1 protein-coding gene is annotated in these 311 nt (G+C 43.7%); it reads left to right on the top strand.

What is annotated here, in order from left to right; translation table 11 throughout:
* On the top strand, positions 1-228 hold a 228-nt coding region (locus tag ACRBG0_RS22515), incomplete at its 5' end, for a gliding motility-associated C-terminal domain-containing protein (RefSeq protein ID WP_431489098.1).
* Positions 229-311 lie beyond the last annotated feature (83 nt).

The following is a 311-nucleotide window of genomic DNA, read 5'->3' as shown; positions in this document are numbered from 1 at the left end:
AATGATGTATTCAAGCCCTTCTTTCTTGGTGAAATGGAAGTGGTAGAACTAACGGTCTACAACCGTTGGGGACAAGTCGTTTTCGAATCTAACGATCCTAATAATCCAGGATGGGAAGGTAAGAAAGATGATAAAGATGCACCTTCCGAAGTATACATTTACACCGTGCGTGTAGGTGTAGGCGGAGAAGTTGAAGAAAGAACCGGGCAGGTGACGCTGTTGAGGTAATCCTCCTGGTTTTATAAATAAAAAAGGGTGTAGCGAGTTATCGTTACACCCTTTTTTGTTGATTTGGGGCCATGCCATCTCCC

It is taken from the genome of Lewinella sp., assembly GCF_050633125.1.
In the GTDB taxonomy this organism is placed as follows: Bacteria; Bacteroidota; Bacteroidia; order Chitinophagales; family Saprospiraceae; genus Lewinella.
Note: the sequence above shows the minus strand (reverse complement) of the source record. Positions and strands in the feature narration are given on the sequence as shown.